The organism is Pedobacter suwonensis, assembly GCF_044762335.1.
In the GTDB taxonomy this organism is placed as follows: Bacteria; Bacteroidota; Bacteroidia; order Sphingobacteriales; family Sphingobacteriaceae; genus Pedobacter.
In genome coordinates this window covers 194,287-214,390 of the sequence record NZ_JBIWEB010000007.1, presented here as the reverse complement: position 1 = coordinate 214,390, position 20,104 = coordinate 194,287, and the positions used below count along the sequence as shown (strand labels likewise).

The 20,104-nt window shown below is 38.1% G+C and carries 20 protein-coding genes; 13 read left to right on the top strand and 7 right to left on the bottom strand.

Translation table 11 applies throughout. The features are described 5' to 3' along the window. Positions 1 to 65 precede the first annotated feature (65 nt). The 6 genes from ACIQXP_RS13555 (at position 66) to ACIQXP_RS13530 (ending at position 4,641) form a co-directional block, all read left to right on the top strand. Positions 66 to 1,346 carry a glycosyltransferase family 4 protein gene (locus ACIQXP_RS13555; RefSeq protein ID WP_391527778.1) on the top strand — a complete coding sequence of 427 codons (1,281 nt, stop codon included), beginning with the start codon at positions 66 to 68 and terminating at the stop codon, positions 1,344 to 1,346. A 120-nt stretch (positions 1,347 to 1,466) separates the two neighbouring features. Further along, the gene (locus ACIQXP_RS13550; RefSeq protein ID WP_293742894.1) at positions 1,467 to 2,558 is read left to right on the top strand and encodes a PDDEXK nuclease domain-containing protein; all 1,092 of its coding nucleotides are present in this window, start codon (positions 1,467 to 1,469) and stop codon (positions 2,556 to 2,558) included. Between the two features lie 3 nt (positions 2,559 to 2,561). After that, positions 2,562 to 3,308 carry a glycosyltransferase family 2 protein gene (locus ACIQXP_RS13545; RefSeq protein ID WP_387505681.1) on the top strand — a complete coding sequence of 249 codons (747 nt, stop codon included), beginning with the start codon at positions 2,562 to 2,564 and terminating at the stop codon, positions 3,306 to 3,308. A 3-nt stretch (positions 3,309 to 3,311) separates the two neighbouring features. Beyond that, the gene (locus tag ACIQXP_RS13540) at positions 3,312 to 3,695 is read left to right on the top strand and encodes a hypothetical protein (RefSeq protein ID WP_387505680.1); all 384 of its coding nucleotides are present in this window, start codon (positions 3,312 to 3,314) and stop codon (positions 3,693 to 3,695) included. Then, complete coding sequence (locus ACIQXP_RS13535) at positions 3,679 to 4,014, top strand: hypothetical protein (protein WP_387505679.1); 336 nt, start codon at positions 3,679 to 3,681, stop codon at positions 4,012 to 4,014. The genes ACIQXP_RS13540 and ACIQXP_RS13535 overlap by 17 nt, the downstream gene beginning before the upstream one ends. Positions 4,015 to 4,080: 66 nt before the next feature. Beyond that, positions 4,081 to 4,641 (top strand): type 1 glutamine amidotransferase domain-containing protein, encoded by a 561-nt coding sequence (locus ACIQXP_RS13530; RefSeq protein WP_090984325.1) that lies wholly within the window; start codon positions 4,081 to 4,083, stop codon positions 4,639 to 4,641. A gap of 220 nt (positions 4,642 to 4,861) precedes the next feature. Here the strand turns inward: ACIQXP_RS13530 and ACIQXP_RS13525 are convergent, their stop codons facing one another. From ACIQXP_RS13525 to typA, 5 genes are all read right to left on the bottom strand, one after another. Beyond that, on the bottom strand, positions 4,862 to 5,905 hold the full coding sequence (locus ACIQXP_RS13525; RefSeq protein WP_293742891.1) for a hypothetical protein: 1,044 nt from the start codon (positions 5,903 to 5,905) through the stop codon (positions 4,862 to 4,864). A 188-nt stretch (positions 5,906 to 6,093) separates the two neighbouring features. Beyond that, positions 6,094 to 7,284, bottom strand: a complete 1,191-nt coding sequence (locus ACIQXP_RS13520; RefSeq protein WP_387505678.1) for a serine hydrolase domain-containing protein — start codon at positions 7,282 to 7,284, stop codon at positions 6,094 to 6,096. A gap of 75 nt (positions 7,285 to 7,359) precedes the next feature. Next, positions 7,360 to 8,235 (bottom strand): lysophospholipid acyltransferase family protein, encoded by an 876-nt coding sequence (locus ACIQXP_RS13515; RefSeq protein ID WP_387505677.1) that lies wholly within the window; start codon positions 8,233 to 8,235, stop codon positions 7,360 to 7,362. An 88-nt stretch (positions 8,236 to 8,323) separates the two neighbouring features. Continuing rightward, positions 8,324 to 9,250: a lysophospholipid acyltransferase family protein gene (locus tag ACIQXP_RS13510; protein WP_387505676.1), complete on the bottom strand. Its 927-nt coding sequence runs from the start codon at positions 9,248 to 9,250 to the stop codon at positions 8,324 to 8,326. Between the two features lie 248 nt (positions 9,251 to 9,498). Next, positions 9,499 to 11,304, bottom strand: a complete 1,806-nt coding sequence (gene typA / locus ACIQXP_RS13505; RefSeq protein WP_134204246.1) for a translational GTPase TypA — start codon at positions 11,302 to 11,304, stop codon at positions 9,499 to 9,501. Positions 11,305 to 11,583: 279 nt separating this feature from the next. Between typA and ACIQXP_RS13500 the strand changes: the two genes are divergently transcribed. Next, positions 11,584 to 11,931: a hypothetical protein gene (locus ACIQXP_RS13500; RefSeq protein ID WP_387505675.1), complete on the top strand. Its 348-nt coding sequence runs from the start codon at positions 11,584 to 11,586 to the stop codon at positions 11,929 to 11,931. An 85-nt stretch (positions 11,932 to 12,016) separates the two neighbouring features. Here the strand turns inward: ACIQXP_RS13500 and ACIQXP_RS13495 are convergent, their stop codons facing one another. Next, positions 12,017 to 12,469, bottom strand: a complete 453-nt coding sequence (locus ACIQXP_RS13495; protein ID WP_387505674.1) for a VOC family protein — start codon at positions 12,467 to 12,469, stop codon at positions 12,017 to 12,019. Positions 12,470 to 12,607: 138 nt separating this feature from the next. On the opposite strand from ACIQXP_RS13495, the gene ACIQXP_RS13490 reads away from it, so the two are divergent. Then, a complete protein-coding gene (locus ACIQXP_RS13490) occupies positions 12,608 to 13,285 on the top strand; it encodes a TIGR02117 family protein (protein WP_387505673.1) in 678 nt (225 codons plus the stop codon). Between the two features lie 162 nt (positions 13,286 to 13,447). Here the strand turns inward: ACIQXP_RS13490 and ACIQXP_RS13485 are convergent, their stop codons facing one another. Continuing rightward, positions 13,448 to 14,260 carry an alpha/beta hydrolase gene (locus ACIQXP_RS13485; protein WP_387505672.1) on the bottom strand — a complete coding sequence of 271 codons (813 nt, stop codon included), beginning with the start codon at positions 14,258 to 14,260 and terminating at the stop codon, positions 13,448 to 13,450. Between the two features lie 181 nt (positions 14,261 to 14,441). On the opposite strand from ACIQXP_RS13485, the gene ACIQXP_RS13480 reads away from it, so the two are divergent. The 5 genes from ACIQXP_RS13480 (at position 14,442) to ACIQXP_RS13460 (ending at position 19,616) form a co-directional block, all read left to right on the top strand. After that, entirely contained in the window at positions 14,442 to 15,149 is a 708-nt protein-coding gene (locus tag ACIQXP_RS13480; RefSeq protein ID WP_387505671.1) for an esterase family protein, read from the top strand. A 103-nt stretch (positions 15,150 to 15,252) separates the two neighbouring features. Continuing rightward, on the top strand, positions 15,253 to 16,332 hold the full coding sequence (locus ACIQXP_RS13475) for an ATP-grasp domain-containing protein (RefSeq protein WP_293742881.1): 1,080 nt from the start codon (positions 15,253 to 15,255) through the stop codon (positions 16,330 to 16,332). A gap of 28 nt (positions 16,333 to 16,360) precedes the next feature. After that, positions 16,361 to 17,461 carry a carboxylate-amine ligase gene (locus ACIQXP_RS13470; protein WP_293742880.1) on the top strand — a complete coding sequence of 367 codons (1,101 nt, stop codon included), beginning with the start codon at positions 16,361 to 16,363 and terminating at the stop codon, positions 17,459 to 17,461. A 7-nt stretch (positions 17,462 to 17,468) separates the two neighbouring features. Then, positions 17,469 to 18,323 carry a type 1 glutamine amidotransferase gene (locus ACIQXP_RS13465; protein ID WP_293742879.1) on the top strand — a complete coding sequence of 285 codons (855 nt, stop codon included), beginning with the start codon at positions 17,469 to 17,471 and terminating at the stop codon, positions 18,321 to 18,323. Between the two features lie 108 nt (positions 18,324 to 18,431). Next, positions 18,432 to 19,616, top strand: a complete 1,185-nt coding sequence (locus ACIQXP_RS13460; RefSeq protein WP_293742878.1) for an ATP-grasp domain-containing protein — start codon at positions 18,432 to 18,434, stop codon at positions 19,614 to 19,616. The last annotated feature ends 488 nt before the right edge of the window (positions 19,617 to 20,104 follow it).

The window sequence follows — 20,104 nt, the reverse complement described above, 5'->3', positions numbered from 1 at the left end:
AACGATAAAATTTATGGATGAAATTACGCAACAGATTTTATATTCGTAAACAATAAAATGTATTTTTGATTGATTTGAAAGTAGTACACCTAAATACCTATGATGGAAATGGCGGAGCAGGCAGGGCCTGTTTGCGTTTAAGTGATGCTTTAAAAGCCAATGGAATCGATTCGAAAGTATTGGTTTATTATAAATTTGGCCAAAATCCCAAAATAGACACTTTCAGCAAATCACCATTACAGAAAGCCAAAGCCGTTTATAACATCTTATCAGAAAGATATTTTGCCAAGTGGTTAAGCAAATCGGTAAAAACACCATTCAGTTTGCAATGGTTCGGCCGTTCGGTGATCAACCATCCTGACGTTAAAAATGCAGACATTATCCATTTACATTGGATAAATCATGGTTTTCTCAATCCTAAGTTTCTGGCACAGCTGGATGAACTGGAAAAACCGATTGTGTGGACTTTTCATGATAGCAATGCATTTACCGGTGGCTGCCATGTACGCTATGGTTGTGAACATTTTCACCAGCAATGTGGCCATTGCCCCATTCTGAAAATTAGCGATAAAGACGATATTTCGCACAAAACCTGGCTGCGTAAACAAAAAGCATACACCAGATTAAATTTCCATATCGTAGCACCAAGCCAATGGATGGCCGCTTCGGTAAAATTCAGTAGCTTATTGGGTACCAGGAAAACTACCGTTATTCCGAATACGATCGAAACAAAAATTTTTAAACCTTATGTTAAATCGGAAGCGAAAAAAGTCCTGAAAATCAATCCCGATAAATTTGTATTGATGAGCGGATTTATGCCCTCAAAAAACGACAAACATAAAGGAACCCCATATTTAGTTGAAGCTTTGGAAATCCTTTCGCGCAGAAGCGGGATACATAAAGAAAATATTGAACTGGTTATTTTCGGAAACAAAGAAAATGCAGAAATGCCCGAATTTCCTTTCAAAACCACTTTCCTGGGCACTATTAACAAGGATGATCATTTAGCGAAGTGCTATTCTGCTGCCGATGCTTTTATTACGCCTTCTTTAGAAGATAACCTGCCCAATACAGTGATGGAAAGTTTATCTTGTGCTACACCAGTTATTGCTTTTACCACCGGCGGGATTCCGGATATGGTTAAACACCTGCAAAACGGCTACCTGGCCAAATATCAAAATGCAGAGGATTTAGCAAATGGCATTGAATGGTTGTATCACCGTCCGAATAAAGAGGAAATTCAGAAAGCTGCGAGATTGAGTATTCTAACCGATTTTTCGGAGGAAGTTATTGCTGCAGAACACATTCATCTTTACGAAACACTGATTGATTTACTGCCTAAATAAACCCATATTTAACAAAATTTCATAACGCTACTAGTTATTCGGTTTGCAAAATCTTATTCTCCATTCTACAAATAAAAAACTGGTTAATCTTTATTAAATTTATACCGACTGAACTGGTAAATGGAAAGCATCGAAAACTATTCTGCAAGTATTAAAGCATTAAAATCTGCTATTTTATCGAGCCGGTATAAAGCAGCTACTTTTGTAAACAAAGAGCTTTTACTGCTCTATTTTACAGTAGGTAAATTCATTTCGGAAAAGGTAGAAAAAGAGAAATGGGGCGCCAAAGTGATAGATAATCTTTCTAATGATTTACAGTTAGAGTTACCAGGTTTAAGAGGATTTTCAGGCACAAATATTAAACGGATGAGGTTCTTTTTCGAATCGTGGAGAGAACAAATCTTAATTAGCCCGTCACTGACGGACCAATTACAAACAACTGATATTGAACATATTGAATTTAGACCGTCAGTAACGGACCAATTGGAAAAGACATTTTTCAACATCAGTTTTACCCACCACATTGAAATTCTACAGAATTCACAATCGATTGAAGAAAAGATATATTATATCCAAAAGGCAGCTATCGAATTTTGGAGTGTTGGTACCTTAAAGCACCAACTTAAAAACAAATCATTCAGTAACTCCGGCAGTTTACCGAATAACTTTTTGAAAACGATTTCTAACGAAGAGATCAGGAATAAAGCCCTCCAATCTTTCAAAGATGAATACCTTTTAGATTTTATTAATATAGAAGATGCCGATGAACAGGACGAACGTATTTTAGAAAGTGGAATCGTAAACAATATTAAGAAGTTTTTAATGTCGTTAGGAACTGATTTTGCTTTTATCAGCAACCAGTACAGATTGATTGTTGAAGATGAGGAATACTTTATAGATCTTTTGTTTTTTAACCGCCGTTTACAATGTTTGGTTGTTTTCGAACTAAAAACCGGAAAATTCAAACCTGAGTACCTAGGCAAAATGAATTTCTATCTATCTGCTCTTGATGAATATGTTAAACTGCCACATGAGCAGCCATCAATAGGCATCATACTTTGCAAAGAAAAGAAGAATAAAATTGTAGAATTTTCATTCCGCGATTTTAACAAAGCAATGGGTGTTTCTACCTACAAAACCAGTGCAACATTACCTAAAGCATTTAAAGGTTTAATTCCGGATGCCGAAACCTTTAAAAAATTAATGGATTAACCCATGCCCAAATTAACCGTTATCACTATTGTGTACAATAACGTTCGCGACATTGAGCGTACTATGAAATCTGTTTTAAATCAGACTTATCAAAACATTGAATATATCATCATTGACGGAGCCTCGTCTGATGGAACACTGCAGGTAGTTCAGCAGTATAAGGACCGGATCTCGAAAATCATATCAGAACCCGACAAGGGCATTTATGACGCCATGAATAAAGGTTTGGCCTTGGCAACAGGTGATTATGTGTTATTTATGAACTCGGGAGATGAGATTTATGACAACCACACGGTAGAAGATGTTTTTGCAACTGCTCCCGGTGCCGATATATATTACGGCGAAACTGAAATGTATAACGATAACTGGGAAAATTTAGGCCGAAGGAGGCACGAAGCACCAGATGAGTTCGACTGGAAGAGTTTTAAATATGGCATGAATATCAGTCATCAGGCCATTTATATCCGCCGCAGCATCATTACGCCTTATGATTTAACTTACCAATACAGCGCTGATATCGACTGGATTATCAAAGCGGCTAAAAAGGCATCTAATATTGTAAATGTACACCGTTATGTAGCCAAATACCTGGTTGGTGGCATGAGCAAGAAAAAACACCGGGAAAGTTTAAAAGAACGGTTTAAAATTTTTACTAAATATTATGGCTTGATCCCCAATATTTTTAATCATATGATTATTGCGGGCAATTTAGCATGGTACTTTATCAAGCATAGAAGAACAAATGATTAATTTATGAATGAAGAAATTAACGAGCTCATTTCTCACTATGAAGAAGAAAAAACACAGCTTGAACTGTGGATAAAGGGAGCGGTAGAACAATCAGACTATAAATCTGCTCACGTAAACCAGAAGGCTTTAATTTATATTAATAACCACCTTCGCATCTTCAAAGCACTTAATGATCCTTACTATTTAAAAAAAGAAGAATATGAAAACCATATCAGTCTTTATGAAAAGATTTCTTTAAACCATGAACAAATTAGTGATTACATTAAAGAGCAAATTCAGAAAATAAGAATGAATTTAGATGACTTAAACAGTCGCAAAATTGCTGCTTTTCATGACGGACAAGAATTTGATGATGCGGTATTTGATCTGGTTGAAAATAAGATTTAGTGCTTTCATTTTTAACCTCCGTAAAGAAGAAAATCTTTATATCAAGTTTTCGGTTAAAAAGAACAAAATCATTATCCGTCTAACCCCGTTTGCAGATATTTTGGTTAGCGATTATTTTAATAAATCTACAGTAACTGTACTTAAACAAATCGGATTCACGAAAAATAAACTGCGTACCTGTTTTCAGATTAAATATCCTCTGGATAGCTTTAAAGATGCCAGTCCGATCAAAACAATTGTAAGCAGGGTAATTTATGAAGCCTTTTATAATTATCAGGTAAACAAATCAATAACTCTTGAAATTATTCCCCAATCTTAAATTTCTGAAAACAATACTTTTCCCTAACTGTCTTTAAATATATCACCTATTAAAAATTTAAAGATTATGGGACAATTAAGTAACCGCACCATTGCTGTACTTTCAGAGAGTGGATTTGAAGAAGTAGAATTAACCGAACCAGTTAAAAGGTTAAAAGAAGAGGGCGCAACCGTTCACATCATCTCCTCGAAAAGCGGAAAAATAAAAGCCTGGGATCAGGACCATTGGTCGATAGAAGTTGACGTTGACAAAACCATTTCAGAAGCAAACGCTGATGACTATAACGGACTACTTTTACCAGGTGGTGTGATTAATCCGGATCAGTTAAGGGTTAATGAAGATGCATTGGTTTTTGTAAAAGCTTTCTTCTCCGATGGGAAACCAGTTGCTGCCATTTGCCACGGTCCACAAACGTTGATTAACGCAGATGTAGTGCAAGGCAGAAAATTAACTTCGGTAAAAAATATTTCAAAGGATTTAATTAATGCCGGAGCGATCTGGTCTGATGAAGAAGTGGTAGTAGACCAGGGTTTGGTTACAAGCCGTACCCCTGAAGATTTACCCGCATTTAACGATAAAATTGTAGAGGAATTTGCCGAAGGAGTTCATGAAGGCCAACATGCCTAAAATTTTGGACGCTCTTTCTAGATTCACTCAAAAACGGTTGGCAATTTGTCAGCCGTTTTTCTTTTAAGCTACTTTTTTAGGCCGTCAGCTGTTACCACCTGAGGAACCTTACTTTCTAAATGGAATTACCTTACAGAACCGTTTGCGATGTCGGATGGTTACATCCAACACCACATAAATTTGACGACTTTCAGTATCGGATGGCAACATCCAACACCACTTATAACTTTACCTGCCTGATGATATTTTTGATATTCAGTTCAATAATATCGGTCATGGTTTTACACCGCAGGTAATTGGTATCCTTAAAATAATCGCTCATTCCCTGTTTAAGTAAAGCAATATTTTCGGGTGTAGTTAGCTCTTCTTTATTTGACACATCCCGAAGATCGGTTAAACGGTGTCGTTCGCTTCGTACACGGTGTACAATTGATGAGCGCTCCTCCTGCTGGTACTGCAATACCGTTTTCTCTGTCAGTTGCTCCATACTCATTTTTACGTAAGGCAGGTTTTCTTTAAAAAACTGCGGTAAGTAAACTCTTAAATTACCTTCGTAAAACTGTTGATCAAAATCTATCGCCCGGATACGGAACTGGATATCATCAAAATCAGGTGTAATCTGAACCACAAAATTATAGGCGCGCATATCGCCCAAAAGCATAATCAAACAGCGTTCATTAAATTTTACAAATTCTTTAGCTATACGTGTAGGGTTAAACTCTGGTGTATACAATTGCCCTTTTGTAAAAACATCACCTGGAATGCCGGCAATATGTTCTTCTACCAAGGTATTGCCATCTACAAGGTAATTTACCTGATTCGGCGAAAGTATTTCTTCCATTTCCAGTCCGTAAATCCTGGAGGCGTCAGCCTTTTTTACGTAGAAGTAATCATATACATCATTTAAACGGTTTACAATACGGATACGGAAAGGGTGGGTATTGCCAAATGTGCAATATTCTATTCTATCAATGTACTTATGCTCAACAATGCGCAGGTTCCCCGAAGCTTTAAGATTTGCATAAATTTCCTTTAGGCCATCATGCAATCTTTCAATTAAATCCTGAGCATATATAGGTCCTTCCCATAATGAGTCCTTACCAAACTTATCCATTAGCGGAAAAGCCTCATTAAACTGCATCAGGTCATTATAACCGATGGGCAATTTCGCTTCACGCTGGTAGGTACGCAAATATTTCTGCAAAGCAGGACTAACGGGAAAAATCGGTTTCTTTTTTGAAATTTTTACGTCGTTGTTTTCCATTTAATGACAAGGTACTATTTTATAGAAATATGTCTAAATCTTTTACCACAAAGGTCACAAAGAAATAGCACCGAGTAAACAGAGAATAGCTAAAAATGATGGTATTATCTATTCTTGAATCTTAGTATAAACCAAAATAGCCTGATTTCACTCGTTTCTTTTAGATAACTCACTGAGCGCTGTGGTTATTAACCTTTAGGATAACTAAACGGCAATCCAGCCAGATATCTGCTGATTTTCCGGTAAGGGTAATTTCCTGCGCCGTGATCAGCAAACTGCACAATGATGGTATTCGTTTTCGGATCAACATATAACCGTTGGCCAAGCATCCCTTCAGCCGCATAATCGCCCTTATCCCCTTCTTGCGGGATCCACCAGAGATAATGGTGTGCCGATTTCTGCCATCCTTTAGCCGATGCAGGCTTTTCTGTTCCAATATGGGTGGATTGATTTACCCAGCTTTCCGGAACCACCTGCTTTCCATTGTACTTACCCTTGTTTAAATATAAACGGCCGATTTTTGCAAAATCAATGGCCGTAACCTGAAAACGGCTTGCCGTATTGGTGAGGCCGTTAACCTGATCTAAACCCCAGGTTGCATGATACGCGGTACCTATCTTTTGCCACACATGAGTTTCAAAATATTTTGCTACCGATTTTCCGGTGGCCTTTTTTAAAACCCAGCCTAACAAAATCGGGTCGATACTTTTATACACCCAAACCGTACCTGGTTGATTAACCAGTTTGACCCTCATCAGTTGCGCTTTCATATTACCGGTATAATAATACTTGGCCTCGTCAGAAAAAAATGCTTTTACTATACCACCCAAAGCATCCCGAAACTCAAGGCCCGATTTCATATCCAAAAGATTTTTTAAAGTGATCTGTTCAAAAGCGGGGTTGGATTTTAATTCGGGAATGTACTGTGTTACTTTATCATCCAGGCTTTTAATGCTGCGCTCGGCCAATGCCTGACCTACAGCAATAGAAATCATACTTTTAGCGCCTGAGAATATACTGGTTAACGTACTATCGCTGTAACTTTTAGCATATCTCTCGTACAAGATACTATCATTCCTGATCACGATAAAAGCATTGACCTGTCCATTTTTCAAATAGTCTTTTAATGGAATATAGCGGCTATCGCCATCTCTAACACGAAGCGTATCCAGATCGTTCCGCTGTTTTGCCGATCTTATAAAATGAAAAACCGAATCGCTTCTATGCGAAACTTCCTGCGGAAAAACTTTATAGGTTTCAGCATTTGGCGTTCTGTATTTTAATACCTTCAACAAATAAGGTTTCCAAAGGAATAAGGCCAGCAACGATAAAAAAAAAGTATAAATCAGGATCAATAATATTTTTTTGACTGTCTTCATAGATAGGCGTTGTAAGGCAAATATAAAGGATTTAGGAAATTATACCCGCTTTGGCTAATTTCCCTGAAAAAGAACTTAATACTGAGGTTTATACTTCCACCGCCTATGGCTCCATAGCCAGTATTCGGGCTGTGCATTGATTATTTTTTCCAGAAAACGGGTATGCAGTTCAGTAATTTCGAACGAAGCGGTTTCGGCAGGATTTAAACAAAGCGGCACGCAATCAACCTCATAAAAACCACGTTTCAGCACATTCACTTTAAAATAAAATATAGGCTGATTGGTACGCATGGCAATTTTTTCAATTCCCAACTGTATGGAACTGGGCTGATGCATAAAATCGGTCCAATAATGAGATTCATCTTTGGCAGGTGCCTGGTCATTACCAAAACTAAACATGCTCGGTTTGCCTTTGCTAGCTTGCAATGCCCGCATGGTCTGCCGCATGGCAATTAATTTATTACCAAATTTACTTCGTACTTTTTTAAACCAATGATCAAATACCGGATTGCTAAGAGGTTTATAAATAGGGTAATGATCTGCACGAAAATTGAGTCCGATACCTAATGTACCCCACTCCCAATTGCCATAATGTGCCGAACAGATTAATACACTCTGGCCGCGGTCTAAATATTCCTGAACCTGTTTTTTATTTTTAAACACAAAGCGTTTTTCGATCTCCTGTTTAGAGATACTTTGCATTTTAACAATTTCAAACACCAGCGAGGCCAGATAACGGTAAAATCGTTTTTCGACAATTAAAATCTCTTGTAATGTTCTATCCGGAAGTGCATTCAGCAAATTTTCCCTCACCACTTCCCTGCGGTAGCGAAATACAAAATACAGTAACAGATATGCTCCATCAGCGAAAATGTACAATACAGATAATGGAAGCAAGGCTAATGTGCTTAAAAGAAATATTCCCAAACGGGAAATCCACGTCTTAATCATCAGGGTAGTTGAAACGCTAATTTATAAAGCACCTGGAAAAATTTTGCCACGAAAATGTTAGATTTCATTTTTATAACAACGCATATAGCTAAGCCATAGCATCCATAATATCATAATCTTTTATATGGGTTGATGAAACCTTTGGTTCAGGCTTATATTTCCATCTCCGATGACTCCACAGCCAATAAGCGGGTGATTCTTTAATGATGTCTTCCAGAAAGAGCGTATGCATATCGGTAATTTCAAAATCTCCTGTTTCAGATGGATTTATACAGATAGGCACACAATCAACTTCATAATAACCTCTCTTCAAATAATTGATTTTTAGATAAAAAACGGGGCGGTTGGTTTTCCTGGCGATTTTTTCTACCCCCAACTGTATAGAAGATTGCTGATTTAAAAAGATTGTCCAATAATTTGATTCATCTTTTGAAGGTGCCTGATCGCTGCCAAAAGTGAATATAGTTGACTTATGCTTATTGGCTTGGACCGCCCTTAAGGTTTGTCGCATGGATACCATGTTATTGCCAAACTTGCTTCTCATCTTCAGGAACCAGTTATCAAAAGCTTCATTGCTTAAAGGTTTATAAATCGGAAAATGTTCACCAGAAAAGTTCAGGCCAATAGCCATGCATACCCATTCATAATTACCATAATGCGATGAGCAGAAAAGTACACTTTCATTATTTTTCAGATAGGCTTCTACCAGATCGGCATTCTTAAATTTTACCCTTTTGTTCAACTCCTTTTTAGAAATGCTTTTCATTTTGATCACCTCTATAAAAAGTGAAGCCAAAAATTTATAAAACCGTTTCTCTATTGCATAAATTTCAGTGGCGTTTTTTTCCGGAAAAGCATTCATCAGGTTTTCTTTAACCACTTTTCTGCGGTAACCAAAAATATAAAACAGCAATACATAAAAAGCATCTGCCAATCCATATAATAAAAATAGCGGCAATAGAGAGAGTACATTTAATAAAAATATACCCGCCTTGGATAATCCTTTATGAATCACGATATAATTAGTTTGTTTGAACCGCAAATTTAAAATTGCCGGTAAATCCGATTGCCACCAGATTGTTAACTTTACATTCCCATAAGTTTTATGAAAAAAGCCTGACAGAAAATGGCAATTGTGATTAAATCGAAAACCAAATCATCCTTCAGCTTAATACTAAATTATTAAGCCATTTAACATAAAAAAAGCCCCGATTTACATCGAGGCTTTTGATCTATATTTTATTCCCGCTAAGGAATGTAGGATTAAGCGAATTGCTTTCCTTTAACTTTACGTTCTTGCTCAGTTAAGAAGATTTTACGTAAACGCATGCTTACCGGAGTAACTTCGATGTACTCGTCAGCCTGGATGTATTCCATAGCCTCTTCCAGCGAAAATTTAATTGCCGGTGCGATACGGGTGTTATCATCCGTACCAGATGCACGCATGTTGGTTAAAGCTTTACCTTTCACGATATTGATTACTAAATCATTATCACGGATATGTTCTCCCAAAATTTGTCCTTCGTAAATATCAACTCCCGGATCAACAAAGAAACGACCTCTATCCTGTAATTTATCGATAGAATAAGCAGTAGTGGTACCTTTATCCATCGAAATTAATACACCATTCAAACGGCCAGGAATCGTCCCTTTCCAAGGTTCGTAAGATTTGAAACGGTGTGCCATAATCGCCTCACCAGCTGTTGCAGTTAAAACGTTGTTACGTAAACCGATGATACCGCGAGATGGAATTTCGAATTCCAAGTGTTGTAGATCGCCTTTTGGTTCCATAATCAATAACTCACCTTTACGTTGGGTTACCAATTCAATTACTTTACCAGAAACTTCAGCAGGTACATCTACAATCAGGGTTTCGATTGGCTCATGTTTTTTACCATCGATTTCTTTAACAATAACCTGTGGCTGACCTACCTGCAATTCGTAACCTTCACGACGCATCGTTTCAATTAATACCGATAAGTGAAGGATACCACGGCCATATACCAACCACGAATCTGCACCTTGAGTTTCAACAACTTTTAATGCCAGGTTCTTCTCCATTTCTTTGATCAAACGGTCTTTAATCCTTTGAGAAGTTACCAGTTTACCTTCTTTACCGAAGAATGGTGAGTTATTAATGGTAAATAACATGTTCATTGTCGGCTCATCGATACTGATTACGGGTAATTGTTCCGGTGCTTCAAAATCAGCAATAGTATCACCAATTTCAAAACCGTCAATACCTACAACCGCACAGATATCGCCAGAGCTTACTTCTGTCGCTCTTACCTTACCTAAACCTTCGAATGTATAAAGTTCTTTTACCCTTGATTTAACGATTTTGCCGTCGCGTTTAATTAAAGTAACCGGTTGGTTTTCTTTAATGGTACCGCGGTGAACACGGCCAATTGCAATACGACCTACGAAAGACGAATAATCCAACGAGGTGATCTGCATTTGTAATGTACCTTCGTTTATTGGTGCAGCAGGAATATTTTCTACCACAGCATCCAATAAGGCGAAAATATCAGTTGTTGGTTTCTGCCAGTCAGTACTCATCCACCCTTGTTTAGATGAACCGTAAATAACCGGGAAATCCAATTGCTCTTCAGTAGCTTCAAGGTTAAAAAACAATTCGAAAATCTGCTCGTAAACCTCTTCAGGGCGGCAGTTTTCTTTATCTACTTTGTTTACAACCACAATCGGCTTTAAACCTAATGCCAAAGCTTTTTGTGTTACGAAACGGGTTTGAGGCATTGCCCCTTCAAAAGCATCGCAAAGTAAAAGTACACCATCGGCCATTTTCAAAACACGCTCTACTTCACCGCCAAAATCCGCGTGACCAGGTGTATCGATAATGTTAATTTTTACATCTTTATATTTAACAGAAACGTTTTTAGACACGATTGTGATACCACGCTCACGCTCTAAATCGTTGTTATCCAATATCAACTCTCCTGTTTGTTCGTTGTCACGAAAAATAGAACAAGAGTGTAAAATCTTATCAACCAACGTGGTTTTACCGTGGTCAACGTGTGCTATAATAGCTATATTTCTAATCTTTTGCATAAAATGCGCCTCAAATTTGGCGCAAAGATAGTGTTTAGAAATGGATTTTTCACTATAACGCCTACTATTTAATGCATTGATAACGCTGCAATAGTCTCATTTTTAATTAGAAAAGCAATTCCGGCAGCTTTTCGGTTTGATCGATCCTGTTGTACAATTAGTCTTCATCAAAAATTCTGGTCAATCGTTTCCATCAGGTTTAAAAACCAAAAGCCTGTTTAAAAAATCATTAAAATTCAAATGAATAAAACAAATGACTAATTTGAAGGTATTATGTAAATGGAAAAATCAATACAGGAATTATTTGATCAATATGAAGAAAAGTCGCTTGAAGTAGAAGCAGCAAAAAGGGCTATGGATGCAGCTGAATTACCGGATTTATCAAAGGAAGAATACATTACCGGTCCACAGGCCGACGAACACCTTATTGCCTGTATAGAAAGGGAACGCAAAGAAAAGGAATTGGAAACCCTTAGCCAGGAGTGGTCTGAAATTCAGGATGAATTGGCAGAAAAACTTTGTAAAATCAACACCAAAGTTCTGGTAAAAGATAGACGGGATGAATGTACCGTGTTAATTCATTGCGAAGGCGGCGGCATTATAATTCAAGACAAAGAAATTAATTAATAAACTAGACTATTAATAATTCATAACAATTAGACCTGTTAATTTGAACAATTAATGCGTTAAGATAACAGCCATAAATTCCGATTTATAAGTTTAGCTTTAACCAATCCGGATAAGTTACCACACCCAGTTCAGGTCTGGCTTCTCCATCTAAAATGGCAATAAACTCCAATGCATGTCCATCAGGATCATTAAAATAAATGGCCCACAGCAGGCATCCAGGCAAAAACCATGGGATCATGATTGGCACTCTTAAGAAAATTATAAGGCTGAAGGTTTTTAGATTCCAAAAACTGAACTGATTATTCAATACATCATCCACCTCACACCGAAATGCAAAGTGCCTTACATCAATTTCTTTTTTTGGCTTTTCCCAAATCCCCAACATGGCTTCCTGCGGCTTGCCAATCCAGAAAAACGCAATTCTCCGGTCGGCTTCATAAAGGCATTGCGTTAAACCTAAAACATTGCTGTAAAAATCAATCGATCTTTCCAGATCTTCAACATAGATATGCGTTTCAAACAATCCTTTTATCATGCTGTCAAGATAGCGATAACTCGTACGAGCAAAAAATCATGTTTTTCGATATTAACATCAATAAAATCGATTAACATAGTTATTCTATAAATTCGTTACTTAAATGCAGTTGATGTTAATGGAAACAATAAAGCTGGGATGAACAAAAGGATTTTAAGGTATACAGGCAGATCTTTAATCGTTTTTAGTGCACTAATTGCGATTTACTTCATTACTGCATTCTGCTGCTCGCGTATTACAATAAATGCCAATCCTGTAAATGCGAAGGAAGTAGACATATACATGATGACAAATGGTGTGCATACCGATATTATTGTTCCGGCTGTTAGCTCAGAAATTAACTGGACAAAAGAAATCCCTTACCATAACACTTTAGAGGCCGACAGTAGTTATCATTATCTGTCCATGGGCTGGGGCGATAAAAAGTTTTACCTGGAAACTCCAGAATTTTCAGACCTAAAACTAAGTAACGCTCTACGGGCAATTTCTGGCTTAAGCGCCTCGGCCATGCACACTACTTATTATAAAAATATAAGGGAAGATGAGAACTGTATAAAAATCATGATCAGCAAAACACAATATCAGCAGCTGGTCCGCTATATTTTAAATAGCTTTAAAAAAGATGATTCAGGGCATTTAATTGCTGTTCAATCAAACATTCATTATGATATCGGCGATGCTTTTTATGAAGCCAAAGGAAGTTACAGTATTTTCAAAACCTGTAATACCTGGGCTAATGCTGCTTTAAAAAGCTGTGGACAACGAAGCTGTTTATGGACAATATTTGATACCGGTATTTTTTTGAAGTATAAATAACTTCAAATAATGGTCGTCATGCTGAATTTATTTTACAAGTCGAAATAGTATTTTCAATTGTCTTGTATCTACTACGTGGTCAGCATCTTTACACTTATTAGACCCGGAAATAAATTCAGGGTGACGAAATTCAAGAGAAATTGTCGAACTTGATGTAATATACTAAACCTCAAATGCCCAATTTAAAAAAGCAGGCATCACACTTTCCCAGGTAGGTACATTATGTTTGCCACCAACTTTCTCGTAGTAAAAAACATGATCGGGCCTTTTGTAACCCTTATTTAATAGGATTTTAACCACATCAATGGTATCGTCTATAGAATCGATAATTAAGTTTTTATTCCGATCGGCAACTTCGTCTTCCGTTCCGGTCATCAACCAGAATTTCATATCCGGCTTGCCGGAAGTGTTTTCCAACTGCTGATGCATAATGCGGTCAGCATCCGTATAGCCATCATTTAAATCCTTTTTTCTCCACCAAAATGCACCCGAAAAAACTCCGACAACATCAAACGAAGCAGGATTATTCCAGGCAATATCAAAAGCAGAGAGGCCTCCCAGAGAAAATCCGGCGAAACCCACCTTACCGGTAATCGGCATCGCAATTTTCTTTTTAACAAAAGGCAAAAGTTCTTTGACTACAAAATCGGCATAGAGGTTTGCTTTTGCGCCACGCCCTTTAAAATCCGGCACACCAGCAACCCCATACTCCATTAAACGATCGTCTGATGCCTTAATGGCCACCACAATTAGCCTATGGTTTCTTTTAGCATGATGCGCATCTTCCAAAATCTGACTAAAATGCATCTTGGCCACATCTTGTCCGTCGTTTAACAGAAGAAGTTCTATTTTTTCATTACCCAAAATACCTTCGGGCGTATAAATATCTATCTCTACCTCACGTTTTAAATAATTTGAAGATATTTTAAAGTTGGTGGTATTAACTTTTACCGATAAAATGGTGGTGTACTTCATAATCAAGATCCCTATCACATGGCTATCGCCTCAGCATTAGGCTGCAAAGTTACAAATCTCTATAAACTATTAATTATCATAGGATATTTTTTACCATCTCCGCCTCATTTCATTCATTTTTAATATTGACACTATTCTTATTGTAGATTTTAATTTATACCTTAAACATTCAATTTGTATTATGGTTAAAGAAGAACATAAGAAATGGTACAGCCCGAATTTAAGTGGCGAAATCGACATGCTCATCTTTGGTCACGGTGGCATCCCTATCCTACTGTTCCCAACAAGTATGGGTCGATATTTTGAAAATAAGGATTTCAAATTGATCGATTCTGTAGCGGGATTTATCAACGAAGGAAAAATTAAAATTTATTGTCCGGATAGCATTGACAAACTGAGCTGGTACAACAAAAGTATTCATCCTGCCGACAGGGTTAAAAACCACATTTGGTATGATAAATATTTATTGGAAGAAGTAGCCCCGCTGGCCAGGCACGAAACCGGCCATAGTAAAATGATTACCGCCGGCTGCAGCTTTGGTGGTTATCACGCTGCAAATTTCGCTTTCAGGCATCCATGGCTGGTTAGCCATATGTTTAGCATGAGTGGCGCTTTCGATATAACAGGCCAGCTAGACGGTTTCTACAATGATGATGTTTATTTTAATAACCCGATTGATTTCATATTGAACAACAGTAATCCTGAGCTACATTACATGAAAATTGTTTTAGGTACAACCGACCGCGATATGTGCAGGTCAGATAATGAGCGTTTATCCAACATCCTAAATAAAAAGGGCATCAACCACTGGCTGGATATCAGACAAAACGCAGATCACGACTGGCCAATCTGGAGAGAAATGTTTCCGGATTATATTGCACAGCTTTAGTTTAGTCCGAAGTCGGCAGTCTTAAGTCACCAGTCGATTTAGGTTATAATCACCAAACAATTAACCGATTAACCAGTTAAGCAATTAAACTTAAAATTTACCAATGAAGAAAATAGGGATTTTATTTGGACAGGAACGCTCTTTTCCTGAAGCCGTAATCGAAAGAATTAATCAAAAAGCAGAGAAGGGCATTACTGCCGAAGCCGTTAAAATCGATAAGATATTTCAGAATGTACCACTGGGTTATTCAGTAATCATAGATCGTATTTCGCAGGATGTACCATTCTACCGCGCTTCATTAAAAAATGCTGCCATTACAGGAACTGCCGTAATCAACAATCCATTTTGGTGGAGTGCCGACGAGAAGTTTTTTAATAATGCCCTGGCCGAACAAATTGGTGTTCCAGTACCTAAAACGGCCTTGATCCCTTCCAGAGAACATCCAACGGGAACAACGTCCGAATCATTTTCTAACCTGGAAATGCCCTTAAACTGGGATGCGATTTTTGAGTACGTGGGTTTTCCGGCTTATATGAAACCTTACGATGGCGGTGGCTGGAGAGATGTTTATAAACTTCATGATAAAGAAGATTTTTTTGACAAACACAGTGGCACCCAGCAATTAGTGATGCTTTTGCAGGAAGAGATTATTTTCGAAGAATATTTCAGGTGTTATTGTATAGGTGGCAAACATGTTCGCATTATGCAGTACGACCCACGTAACCCACATCATTTACGATATGCAACCGAGGGTAAATCGCCAGATCCGAAATTACTTAAAACGGTTGAAGAATATACTTTAAAACTATGTAGCTATTTAGGATACGATTTCAATACGGTAGAGTTCGCGGTGCGTAATGGAGTACCTATTGCTATCGACTTCTGTAACCCGGCTCCAGATGCCGACATTAAAAGTGTTGGTCAGGAAAATTTTGATTGGGTAGTAGAAACCACAGCAAACTATGCGATAGAACGAGCCAAAGCACAAAAAGACGGACAAGATAATTTAACCTGGGGCGACTACATTAAATCGTCAGTTGGAGGCGAACCCCTAATCGCTAAAGCTGGATCAAAGGTATCTAAAACAGCCGCGTCAAAAAAAACTACGCCAACCGAAAAGGCTAAAGCGGCAACAACAGAAAAAACAACTGCAAAACCTAAAAAAGCTGCAGTAAAAAAATAAAGGGGATTTAATTTATGATTAATAAAGGATGAACGAGTTTACGCTGGGCATAGAAGAAGAATACATGGTAATTGATCCCGTTACCAGAGAACTTACTTCTCACGAACAAAAAATTGTTGAAGCCGCACAAAAAATACACAAAGACCAGGTTAAGGCAGAAATGCACCAGGCTGTGGTAGAGGTGGGAACAGGTATTTGCCGTACCACTACCGAAGCCCGCAAGGAAATTGCTCAATTGCGTTATACAGTTTCTCAACTGGCCGGAGAGCAGGGCCTGCGGATTGGAGCTGCGGGCACACACCCTTTTTCTCACTGGGAAAAGCAGCTGATTACCGAACACCCACGCTACAACGAAATTGTGAACGAACTACAGGAGGCTGCACGTTCTAATCTCATTTTTGGTCTGCACGTACACGTAGGTTTCCAATCGCGCGAACTGGCTATCCACATTGCCAACCAGGTGAGGTATTTCTTACCACACGTTTTTGCTTTATCAACCAATTCTCCATTCTGGGAATCGCGCAATACTGGCTATAAATCTTTCCGCACTAAAATTTTCGACAAATTTCCGCGTACCGGAATTCCTGATATTTTTAACAGCATTGAAGATTATGACAGTTATGTAAAACTGCTCATCAAAACCAATTGCATGGATAACGCCAAAAAAATATGGTGGGATATCCGCGTGCACCCTTTCTTTGATACCGTTGAATTCCGCATTTGCGATTGCCCGATGTTAGTAGATGAAACGATGGCGCTTACAGCCTTATTTCAATCCTTATGTGCCAAACTGTACAAACTGCGTTTACAGAATATGGAGTTTATCAGTTATTCAAGAGCATTGATTAACGAAAACAAATGGCGGGCAGCCCGCTACGGAATTGACGGAAACCTGATCGATTTTGGAAAAGAAATGGAAGTAAACTGCCGTAACCTTGTTTTGGAATTATTGGATTTTGTGGATGATGTAGTGGATGATTTGGGCTGCCGCGATGATATTAATTACGTACATAAAATATTAGAACACGGTACTGGTGCAGACCGGCAGCTGGCCGTTTACCAGCAAACCGGTAGCTTTGACGCGGTGGTAGATTACATTACTAATCAAACACTTATAGGCGCAAAGTAATTTTAGGATGGATAAAAGAAGCTTAAGAGTAGCCGTTATTGACATGAATAACGGTGCACCCAACCAGGGCATCCGGGGAATTCAGGAAATCTTATCCCGTTTTAAAGAGGAAAACGATATTGATTTAAGTTTCGATATTTTTGATTTAAGGCAAAAAGGAGAGATACCAGGCATAGATTATGATGCTTATATTTCAAGCGGTGGCCCGGGCAGCCCAATTGAAAGTAAAGGCGAAAAATGGGAAAATGATTTCTTTAATCTTTTAGATCAGATAGAAGATTTTAACCATAAAAACAAAGAAAGAAAAAAGTATGCATTTTTGATCTGTCACTCCTTTCAGTTGACCTGTAGAAAATATGATTTGGGGAACGTAACCGAAAGACGCTCGAATGCTTTTGGTATTTTCCCGATAACCCTGACTGAAGATGGAGAAAAAGACGAAATTTTTAATGGCATTACGAACCCCTTTTTTTCGGTCGATAGCAGAGACTGGCAGGTTATAGAACCAGATTTTGCTGCTTTTGAGAAAAAAGGCGCAAAATTATTGGCCATTGAAAAAGAACGCAAACATGTAGATTTAGAACGCTGCATGATGTCGATCCGCTTTTCTGATGAAATCATTGGTACGCAATTCCACCCAGAAGCTGATCCGGTGGGCATGAAAATGTACCTACTTCAAGAAGAAAAGAAAAAAGCCATTGTAGATATGCACGGCGAACAAAAGTATCTGGATATGCTGAACAGTCTGGATGATCCGGCGAGGATTGTATTAACGCAAAGTATTATCTTACCTAATTTTTTAAAAAAAGCCGTTGGGAATTTGCAAAAACAGCCGTCGTTGCGAACTGAAGAAATGGATTGAGCGAATGCGTGAAGCAATTCTATTGAGATTAAAAGATTGCGTTTCGATGAAAAATCGAAAACCTGCAATGACGATTTTTTGTAGCCATGACGAAAACTATAAAAACCTATGATACCTGCCCAACGCCAAAAATACAATCAACAATTCACTAACGAGAAATACCAAAATTTCCTCGCTCAACTGCAAAGCAGTTATCCGGAAATTCCGTTTCGGGTGGCTGAAACGCCTATTTTTGTTCCAAAATCTTTAAAAGAGAAGTTAATTGCGGCTGGTGAAGAAATCATAAAACTGATTAAGCAACCTGACTTTAAAGCACTTACGCAAAAGGCAATCCCATCCGAATGGAATGTACCTAATGAAAATGACCAGCCACATTTTTTAACTTTTGATTTCGGCATATGCAAAAATCAGGCTGGGGAACTTACCCCAATGTTGATCGAAATGCAAGGATTTCCTTCCCTGTATGGCTTTCAACATCACCTGGCAAAAACTTATAAAAGTAGTTTTGACATTGATGATTCCGTGAACCATTTCTTAAACGGTTTTACTGAAGATAAATACATCGCCTTACTAAAAGAAGTTATTATTGGCCAGCACAAACCCGAAGAAGTGGCGCTAATGGATGTTGATGCCCCAAACCAGAAGACAGCGATTGATTTTTTTGTAACCCAAAAAATGCTTGGCATTAAAATTTTGGCATTGGAAGAAATTAAAAAAGAAGGCAAAAGGCTCTTTTACGAAGAAGATGGTAAAAAAATCCAGTTAAAAAGAATTTATAACCGCCTGATCTTTGATGAAGTAGCCAATAACGCCGAAATCTTTAAAAACAGCTTCGATCCGCGTGAGAAACTCGAAGTGGAATGGGTAACGCATCCCAATTGGTTTTATCGGATCAGTAAGTTCACCATGCCTTTTCTCAAAAGTGAGTTTGTACCTGAAACACGCTTTTTAAACAAAACAGAAAAACTACCCGCCGATTTAGAAAATTATGTGCTTAAACCCTTATTTTCTTTCGCCGGCATGGGCGTTATTATTGATGTAACTGAAACGGACATTACCAATATCAAGGATCCTGAAAACTGGATTTTACAGCGTAAAGTAAATTATGAGCCTGCAGTACAATCGCCGGATGGTGGTGTAAAAGCCGAAATCAGGATGATGTATTTGTGGCCAGATGGTGGTGAACCCCAGCTTTGCATTAATCTTGCCCGTCTTAGTCGCGGTAAAATGATCGGTGTACGCTATAACGCCGATTTCGATTGGGTTGGGGGCACTGTTGGCTTTATGGAATAATTTTGCGTTTCAACCGCAAAGTACGCAGAGAAAAGCACAAAGAATCACAGCGCATAGTCTATCCTTGATCTGATAAACCGTTCTATATATAAATCTCTCTTACCCTCTGTGAAAAACTCATTTCTCTGTGTGGTAAAACAAACTTAGCGCTCTTCGCGAAAACCTTCGTGTACTTTGCGGTTAATGATAGACGATCCATATACATAAAAACGTCTTTTGTCCTACGTGTAAAACTCTGTTTTCTCTTTGGTAAAACAAACTTAGCGCTCTTCGCGAAAACCTTCGTGTACTTCGCGGTTAATGATAGACGATCCATACACATAAAAACGTCTTTTGTCCTACGTGTAAAACTCTGTTTTCTCTGTGGTAAAACAAACTTAGCGCTCTTCGCGAAAACCTTCGTGTACTTTGCGGTGAATGATAGACGATCCATACACATAAAAACGTCTTTTGTCCTCCGTGTAAAACTCCGTTTTCTCTGTGGTAAA

Excerpts from the sequence above, each read along its gene's own strand:
- ACIQXP_RS13460 (WP_293742878.1), top strand. The coding sequence starts at position 18,432 with ATGATACCTGCCCAACGCCAAAAATACAATCAACAATTCACTAACGAG.
- ACIQXP_RS13500 (WP_387505675.1), top strand. The coding sequence starts at position 11,584 with ATGGAAAAATCAATACAGGAATTATTTGATCAATATGAAGAAAAGTCG.
- typA (WP_134204246.1), bottom strand. The coding sequence starts at position 11,304 with ATGCAAAAGATTAGAAATATAGCTATTATAGCACACGTTGACCACGGT.
- ACIQXP_RS13525 (WP_293742891.1), bottom strand. The coding sequence starts at position 5,905 with ATGGAAAACAACGACGTAAAAATTTCAAAAAAGAAACCGATTTTTCCC.
- ACIQXP_RS13490 (WP_387505673.1), top strand. The coding sequence starts at position 12,608 with ATGAACAAAAGGATTTTAAGGTATACAGGCAGATCTTTAATCGTTTTT.
- ACIQXP_RS13520 (WP_387505678.1), bottom strand. The coding sequence starts at position 7,284 with ATGAAGACAGTCAAAAAAATATTATTGATCCTGATTTATACTTTTTTT.
- ACIQXP_RS13465 (WP_293742879.1), top strand. The coding sequence starts at position 17,469 with ATGGATAAAAGAAGCTTAAGAGTAGCCGTTATTGACATGAATAACGGT.
- ACIQXP_RS13475 (WP_293742881.1), top strand. The coding sequence starts at position 15,253 with ATGAAGAAAATAGGGATTTTATTTGGACAGGAACGCTCTTTTCCTGAA.
- ACIQXP_RS13545 (WP_387505681.1), top strand. The coding sequence starts at position 2,562 with ATGCCCAAATTAACCGTTATCACTATTGTGTACAATAACGTTCGCGAC.
- ACIQXP_RS13495 (WP_387505674.1), bottom strand. The coding sequence starts at position 12,469 with ATGATAAAAGGATTGTTTGAAACGCATATCTATGTTGAAGATCTGGAA.
- ACIQXP_RS13480 (WP_387505671.1), top strand. The coding sequence starts at position 14,442 with ATGGTTAAAGAAGAACATAAGAAATGGTACAGCCCGAATTTAAGTGGC.
- ACIQXP_RS13515 (WP_387505677.1), bottom strand. The coding sequence starts at position 8,235 with ATGATTAAGACGTGGATTTCCCGTTTGGGAATATTTCTTTTAAGCACA.
- ACIQXP_RS13540 (WP_387505680.1), top strand. The coding sequence starts at position 3,312 with ATGAATGAAGAAATTAACGAGCTCATTTCTCACTATGAAGAAGAAAAA.
- ACIQXP_RS13470 (WP_293742880.1), top strand. The coding sequence starts at position 16,361 with ATGAACGAGTTTACGCTGGGCATAGAAGAAGAATACATGGTAATTGAT.
- ACIQXP_RS13530 (WP_090984325.1), top strand. The coding sequence starts at position 4,081 with ATGGGACAATTAAGTAACCGCACCATTGCTGTACTTTCAGAGAGTGGA.
- ACIQXP_RS13485 (WP_387505672.1), bottom strand. The coding sequence starts at position 14,260 with ATGAAGTACACCACCATTTTATCGGTAAAAGTTAATACCACCAACTTT.
- ACIQXP_RS13550 (WP_293742894.1), top strand. The coding sequence starts at position 1,467 with ATGGAAAGCATCGAAAACTATTCTGCAAGTATTAAAGCATTAAAATCT.